Source organism: Kribbella sp. NPDC051770, from assembly GCF_040681455.1.
In the GTDB taxonomy this organism is placed as follows: Bacteria; Actinomycetota; Actinomycetes; order Propionibacteriales; family Kribbellaceae; genus Kribbella.
Genome location: NZ_JBFAYT010000026.1, coordinates 1 through 7710 on the forward strand (window position 1 = coordinate 1; position 7710 = coordinate 7710).

4 protein-coding genes are annotated in these 7710 nt (G+C 69.9%); 2 read left to right on the top strand and 2 right to left on the bottom strand.

What is annotated here, in order from left to right:
* Positions 1-119: 119 nt before the first annotated feature.
* Complete coding sequence (gene secA, locus AB0M01_RS39175; protein WP_363677880.1) at positions 120-3062, bottom strand: preprotein translocase subunit SecA; 2943 nt, start codon at positions 3060-3062, stop codon at positions 120-122.
* 155 nt (positions 3063-3217) lie between these two features.
* Positions 3218-4438, bottom strand: coding sequence for a crosslink repair DNA glycosylase YcaQ family protein (locus AB0M01_RS39180; RefSeq protein WP_363677882.1), 1221 nt, complete (start codon positions 4436-4438; stop codon positions 3218-3220).
* A 258-nt stretch (positions 4439-4696) separates the two neighbouring features.
* On the opposite strand from AB0M01_RS39180, the gene AB0M01_RS39185 reads away from it, so the two are divergent.
* Entirely contained in the window at positions 4697-5500 is an 804-nt protein-coding gene (locus AB0M01_RS39185) for a serine protease (RefSeq protein ID WP_363677883.1), read from the top strand.
* An 84-nt stretch (positions 5501-5584) separates the two neighbouring features.
* Positions 5585-7636 carry a helix-turn-helix domain-containing protein gene (locus tag AB0M01_RS39190; RefSeq protein ID WP_363677884.1) on the top strand — a complete coding sequence of 684 codons (2052 nt, stop codon included), beginning with the start codon at positions 5585-5587 and terminating at the stop codon, positions 7634-7636.
* The last annotated feature ends 74 nt before the right edge of the window (positions 7637-7710 follow it).

Here is a 7710-nt window from a genome sequence, read left to right on the forward strand (position 1 = left end):
GCGCCAACACCACTGTCCGGGCGCCGCACGGGGGGCCCGGTTTTACACCCCTTCAACACCGCGGGGGGCCTTTCACCCGTAAATATCTTGTTCCCGCCCCCGCAGTGGTGTTCTAGGTGCTACTTGTAAACATCCGCCGCCGGGTCGCCGTGGCAGCGCTTGTACTTCTTGCCGGAACCGCACGGGCAGGCGACGTTGCGCGGGGTGCCCGGGTACATCAGGCCGCTCGCGTCGGCGCCGTCCTCGGTGCGGACCGCGACCTCCTCGTCGCCGTCGATCGTCGGGGCCGAGTACGACAGGCGCTGCGGCGGACGGTTGTCCTTGCCGAGCCCCTTGGCCAGCAGCTTCGGGCGGTCGGTCAGGCGCGGGCCGTCCTGGGGACGATCGGCGTCGCGGCCCGGGAACTCCGCCACCGGGGCACCCGGGGTGAGGATGTCCTCGGCCTCCTCGACGACCTCCGCCGCCGCGGCCTGCTGGGCGCGCATCGCCTCGACGTCGACCTCGACGTTGAAGATGAACGCGACCGACTCCTCCTTGATCGACTCCATCATCGCCGCGAACATGTCGTAGCCCTCGCGCTGGTACTCGACCAGCGGGTCGCGCTGCGCCATCGCGCGCAGGCCGATGCCCTCGCGCAGGTAGTCCATCTCGTACAGGTGCTCGCGCCACTTGCGGTCCAGCACGTTCAGCACGACGCCACGCTCGAGCTCACGCATCGACTCCGAGCCGAGCAGCTCCTCGCGGCGCGCGTACGCCTCGCGGGCGTCGGCGACGAACTTCTCCACCATGAAGTCCTGGGTCAGGCCGGAGCGCTCGCCGCCGGCCTCCTCGATCAGCTCCTCCTCGGTGACCGTCGTCTGGTAGAGCGTCTTCAGCGCGGTGAACAGCGGGTCCAGGTCCCAGTCCTCGGCGAAGCCGTCCGCGGTCGCACCCATCACGTACCCGGTGACGGTCTCGTCGAGCATGTCGAGCACCTGGTCCTGCAGGTCGGCGCCCTCGAGCACGCGGCGGCGCTCGTCGTACACGACGTGGCGCTGACGGTTCATCACGTCGTCGTACTTGAGGATGTTCTTCCGGGTCTCGAAGTTCTGCGCCTCGACCTGGGACTGCGCCGACGCGATCGCCTTGGTGACGACCTTGTTCTCCAGCGGGACCGTGTCGTCGTCGTTGCGCGACATCGCCCAGTCGACCATCTCGCGCTTGAACAGGCGCATCAGGTCGTCCTCGAGCGACAGGTAGAACCGCGACTCGCCCGGGTCACCCTGACGGCCGGAACGACCGCGCAGCTGGTTGTCGATCCGGCGCGACTCGTGCCGCTCGGTGCCGAGCACGTAGAGGCCGCCGGCTTCGCGGACCTCCTTCTGCTCCTCCTTCACCTGCAGCTCGAACTTCTCCAGGACCTTCGGGTACTCCGCCTCGTACTCCTCCGGGGTCTCCACCGGGTCCAGCCCACGGGCCCGCAGGTCCTTGTCGGCCAGGAACTCCGGGTTGCCGCCGAGGATGATGTCGGTACCACGGCCGGCCATGTTGGTGGCCACCGTGACCGCGCCCTTGCGGCCGGCCTCGGCCACGATCGCGGCCTCCCGCGCGTGCTGCTTGGCGTTCAGCACCTCGTGCGCGATGTTCTCCTTGCGCAGCTGCGCGGACAGCCGCTCGGACTTCTCCACGCTGGTGGTGCCGACCAGGATCGGCTGGCCGCTCTGGTGCTTGTCGACGATGTCCTTGACGACCGCGTCGAACTTGGCGTCCTCGGTCCGGTAGATCAGGTCGCGCTGGTCCTGGCGGACCATCGGCTTGTTGGTCGGGATCGGGACCACGCCGAGGTTGTAGATCTTGGAGAACTCGGCCGCCTCGGTCATCGCCGTACCGGTCATGCCGGCCAGCTTGTTGTACTGGCGGAAGTAGTTCTGCAGGGTGATGGTCGCGAGGGTCTGGTACTCCTCCTTGATCTCGACCTTCTCCTTGGCCTCGATCGCCTGGTGCAGACCCTCGTTGTAGCGGCGGCCGTGCAGCGTGCGGCCGGTGTGCTCGTCGACGATCAGCACCTCGCCGTCGACGACCACGTAGTCCTTGTCGCGCTTGAACAGGTCCTTGGCCTTCAGCGCGTTGTTCAGGTAGCTGATCAGCGGGGTGTTGGCCGACTCGTACAGGTTGTCGATACCGAGCCGGTCCTCGACCTTCTCGATACCGCGCTCGAGGATGGCGACGGTGCGCTTCTTCTCGTCGACCTCGTAGTCGGCGACCTTACGCTTCTTCTCGTCGATCTCCAGGTCGGTGACGCCGCGCCGCTCGTTCTTCAGCTTCTGGTCGTCGGCGTTGGTCCAGGCGTGCAGCGTCGAGGCGATCTGGGCCATCTCGACGTACCAGCGCTGGGAGTCCTCGGCCGGGCCGGAGATGATCAGCGGGGTCCGGGCCTCGTCGACCAGGATCGAGTCGACCTCGTCCACGATCGCGTAGTTGTGCTCGCGCTGCACGCAGTCGGCGATGTCGCTGGCCATGTTGTCGCGCAGGTAGTCGAAGCCGAACTCGTTGTTCGTGCCGTAGGTGATGTCCTTGTGGTAGGCGATCCGGCGCTCGGCCGGGGTCATCTCCGGCAGGATCACGCCGTAGTCGAGGCCGAGGAAGTGGTACACCCGGCCCATCCACTCGGCCTGGAACTTGGCCAGGTAGTCGTTCACCGTGACCACGTGCACGCCCTTGCCGGACAGCGCGTTCAGGTACGTCGGCAGCGTGCCGACCAGGGTCTTGCCCTCACCGGTCTTCATCTCGGCGATGTTGCCCAGGTGCAGCGCCGCGCCACCCATGATCTGGACGTCGTAGTGGCGCTGGTGCAGGGTCCGCTTGGCCGCCTCCCGGACGACCGCGAACGCCTCCGGCAGCAGCGCGTCGAGAGACTCGCCGTTGGCCACCCGCTCCTTGAACTCGGCGGTCTGGCCGCGCAGCTCCTCGTCGGACATCGCGACGAAGTCGTCCTCGATGGAGTTGACCACCTTCGCGATGCGCTCGAGCTGACGCAGCGTCTTGCCCTCGCCGATGCGCAGGACCTTGTCGATCACCTTCATGGTGGGCAGTTCTCTCCTCGCTGCTGAAGCCTGGTTGCGGCGGACATGCGTCACCTATCGTACGGGGCCGGGTGAGCCAAGCCACGTCGAGCGTCCTCAGACCCACGCTCGGGAGCACCGAAAAGTTCCGGTACGGCGAACGACCGTACCCGTTGTCACTGTCCGCGCAGGGCGTCACTCAGCGCAGGCGACAGATCACCCAGGCCGGCCACCCGGACCTGGTCGAGGCCGAGCCAGCCGGCCAGCTGGACCAGCTCGGCGGCCAGCTCCTCCGGCGTCTCGGCGGGCGCGCCGTCCTCGGAGTGCGCCGACTGGACCAGCAGGACGCCGGCCGCCCGGTCCGCCTTCAGGTCGACCCGGGCCACCAGCCGGTCGCCGAGCAGGAACGGGAGCACGTAGTACCCGTAGACGCGTTTGTCGGCCGGCACGTAGATCTCGATCCGGTACCGGAAGTCGAACAGCGCCTCGGTCCGGGTCCGCTCGAAGACCAGCGAGTCGAACGGGCTGACCAGGGCGCGTGCGTTCACCCGGCGCGGCAGCCGGGCGTCGCGGTGCAGGTACGCCGGGCGCTTCCAGCCCTGGATGCTCACCGGCAGCAGCTCACCCGCCTCGACGAGCTCCTGGATCGCCTGGGTGGTCGGCGCCGGAGCGGTCCGGAAGTAGTCCTTCAGGCACTGGGCCGTCCCGACGCCGTGCGCCTTGGCGGCGATCCGGACCAGCTCGCGGTGCGCCTCCTCCGGGCTCGGGATCGGCGTGGCCAGCACGTGGGCGGGCAGGACGCGCTCCGGGACGTCGTACATCCGCTCGAACTGCTGGTTGCGCTTGGCGACCGTGATCTCGCCCGCGAAGAAGAGGTACTCCAGCGCGCGTTTCACGTCCGACCAGTTCCAGCCCCAGTTGTCCTTCTGGCGCTCCACGTCGTCGTCGATCTCACGCGCGGTCAGCGGCCCCTGCGCCGTGACGTCGGCGAGCACCTGCTTGACCAGGTCGGGCCGCTCGGCCGCGATCGACCGTGGCCCACCCCACGCCTCGGTCGCCGCCCGGGCCATCCGCCAGCGCATCAACGGGTGCGTCTCGACCGGGATCAGCGAGGCCTCGTGCGCCCAGTACTCCACCAGCCGCCGCGGCGCCTTCCCCGCGGCCCGGTCGAGCAGATCCCGCGGATACGGCCCGAGCCGCGAGTAGAGAGGTAGGTACTGCGCCCGGCTCAACACGTTCACCGAATCGATCTGCAACAACCCGATCCGCCCCAGCACCCGACTGAGCGCCCGCATGTCCGGCACGCCCTTGGGCCGAGGATCGGCAAACCCCTGCGCGGCCATCCCGATCCGCCGAGCCTGAGCCTGAGACAGCACCTGAGTACTCACCCTGACCATTCTGCCGAGCACCACCGACAAAACCGCCCCCTTCCCTCCAGCAAGTACCAACCCCCGCCCACCCCCGCATCTCCTCCCCCACCCCCACCCCACTCAGGCTTTCCTTCCCTGTCTTTCCCTAGCAACCTCTCCCCCCATCCCCCTCATAACTCCCGAGTTACCGCAAGTGAGAGGTGCGCTACCCACCGTGCGCAGGCCACGCTGCTCGGACAGGCCGCGACGCCCGCGCGGCCTCTTTCACCTGTGGAGCGTGAGGCAATGACAGGAAGACTCCAGCTGGTTCGTGCCACTCTGGCCGCGGCGGCGCTGACCGCCGCGTCGCTCGGTGCGGTCGCCACCGCGTCGGCGAGCCCGGCGCCGGAACCGCCGAAGACCCGGATCGTCGGCGGCGAGATCGCGCACACCGCCGACACCCCGTGGGCGCTGGCGCTGAACAACAGCGGTTCCCCCGTCCCCAGCGGCCAGTACTGCGGCGCGACGCTGGTCGCGCCGGACAAGATCGTCACCGCCGCGCACTGCGCGACCGAGGCCGCCAGCACCTACACCGCGATCCAGGGCCGCGACAAGCTCGCCGACGCCGGTGGCAAGACGTCGAAGATCAGCAAGATCTGGGCGGACCCGAAGTACGGCCAGGAGGGTGGTCACGACGTCGCGGTGATGACGCTGGCGACGCCGTTCACCGGTGTCGAGACGCTCCCGCTGGAGACCAGCACCGCCGCCGACGCGGCCGGCGCCCAGTCGGTCGTCTACGGCTACGGCAACACCGAGGGCACCGGCCCGGCCGACACCTTCCAGAAGGTGACCGTCCCCGTGCTCGGTGACTCCTACTGCTCCGACGCGTACGCCAGCCAGGGCTACACCGCCGACGGCGAGATCTGCGCCGGCTACGAGGACGGCGGCAAGGACTCCTGCCAGGGCGACTCCGGTGGCCCGCTGGTCCTGAACGGCCGCCTCTTCGGCGTCGTCTCCTGGGGCATCGGCTGCGCCGACGCCGGCAACCCGGGCGTCTACGCCGAGGTCGCGACGTACTCCGCCGAGCTGCAGGCGCAGATCGGCAGCTAGACCTTCGCAGGGGAAGGATGGGGGCCCGGGGATTCCCCGGGCCCCTCTTCTGCGTGCCCCCGCAGGCCTCCACAATGAGGCGCTATGGCGTCCGAGTTCGGCAGTCTGCTGCGGCAGCTCCGCCGGGCTGCGGGGCTGACCCAGGAGGCGCTGGCCGAGCGGGCCGGTGTCAGCCGGGAGGCGATCGCGGCGCTCGAGTCCGGGCGCCGGACTCGGCCCAGGCCCGAGACGGTGGCCATGCTGACGCAGGCGCTCGCCGTGACGCCCAGCCAGCTCAGTGCGCTGCGCGACGCCGTACCGGGGGCCGGCAAGGACTCCGGGCCTGCGCAGCTGCGTCTGCCTGCCGACGCGGCCGTGCTGATCGGGCGGGAGGAGCTGCTCGCGTCGTACGAGCAGTTCCTGCGGCCGTCGCCGGAGCGGCTGGCGCCGCCGGTGCTCTGTCTGCACGGAGGCGCTGGTGTCGGCAAGTCGGCGGCTGCCATCCACCTGGCCCACCAGGTCGCCGCTGACTACCCGTCCGGGCGCCTCTTCCTCCGGCTCCAGAATCCAGACGGCTCCGCAGTACCGCCGTACGACGCGTTGGGCCAGCTCCTCCGACGGCTGGGCGTCGCCGCCGACCAGCTGCCGGACAACGTCGACCTGCGCAGCATCTTGTTCCGGGAGCTGCTGCACGACCAGCAGACCCTCCTCGTGTACGACGACGTGCTGGAGTCCGACCAGGTCCGTCCGCTGCTTCCCGCTGCGTCCGGGTGCGGTGTGGTGATCACCTCTCGCCGCCCGCTGCTCGAGCTCGACCAGCAGGTCCGGCCGCCGCTGGAGCCGCTCGACGAGTCCGCGTCCCGGCGGCTGCTCGCTCAGCTCACGCACGGCCGCGTCGTACAGGAGGACCCTGCGACGGCGGCCATCGTCACGTACTGCGGCGGTCTGCCGCTCGCGCTGCGCATCATCGGCCTCCAGCTCGCAGCACGCGCCAGCGACGTCGAGCTGGCACAGCACCTGGCGCTGACGGCCGCACGTCTCAGCAACGAGCAGAGCCGGCTGGACCTCGTCAGCACCTTCCGCGCCAGTCTGGAGCTGACTCTGCGCGCAGCCAACGACGACTGCCGGCTGCTGTTCGCGAGACTCGCGCTGGTCGAGGCAGACAGTTTCGCAACCTGGGTGGCGGCTGCACTGCTCGACTGCTCGGAGGTGCGAGCCGAGCAGGTGCTCGAGCAGCTGGTCGATCTCGGACTGCTTCAGATCCAGTCGCTGGGCCGCAGCCCGCGCTACACGATGCACGGCCTGGTCAGAGCTGGTGCGGTTGAGCAGCTCGGGACCGCTGGCAGTGCGGAGGCCGCGGAGCGGTTCTTGCGTGCCGCCGTACGGCTGGCCACTTGTGCGGACGCCGCCGTACCGCACGGGCTTCCGCTGGGAGCGCTCGGCGACGTGAGCGGGCAGGCGCTGCCAGCAGCCGAGCACCTGGCAGCAGCTGAGCCGCTGGAGTGGTTCGACGCCGAGCTTGCTGTCCTGCGCGCAGGTGTCGGGCTCGCTCCCGGTATGCCCCAGCTCGCCGGTGCTCTCGCGCTGGCGCTGCAGGGGTATCTGACAGTCGCCGACGAGCACCAGCTGCGCTTCGACCTCCTCGCGCTGGCTGTCGACTCGGTCCGTGGCGCCGGCCTGCCGGTGCTGGAGGCGCGGCTCGACCACGGGCTCTTCTCCGCCGAGCTACGGCGTACCGGCCGGAACCTGGACCAGCTCGCCGCCCGGTCGGTGCAGTCGGCCGAGGCGAGCGGCGACCCGCGGCTGATCTGGAACGCCTACCGGCAGAGCGGGCTGAACGCACTCTCGGCCGGTCGCTTGGAGGACGCCCGGTACGACGTACGCCGGGCCTTCGACGTCCTCGAGGCCAGTCCGCACCAACCGCAGGAGCTGGCCGTCCCGCTCCGGCTGGCCGGGGTGGTCGAGTCGGTGGCCGGCGAGCACGCCGCCGCGGCCGGGTTCCTCCGGCGGGCCGCCGGGCTGCACTCCGAGCTGACCCGGGGCCGCGCGATCACCCTCGCGGACCTGGTCGACGCCCTGGTCGAGATCGGCGCGATCGACGAGGCCGCGGCGTACACGCAGGAGGCGCGCGCGATCGTCGCGGGGGCTGCTGGTTGACTGGGGTGGGGTGCTGACGTCCGGGTTGGACGTGGCGCTCGGGCGGTGGGCCGAGTTGGACAATCTGGATTTCG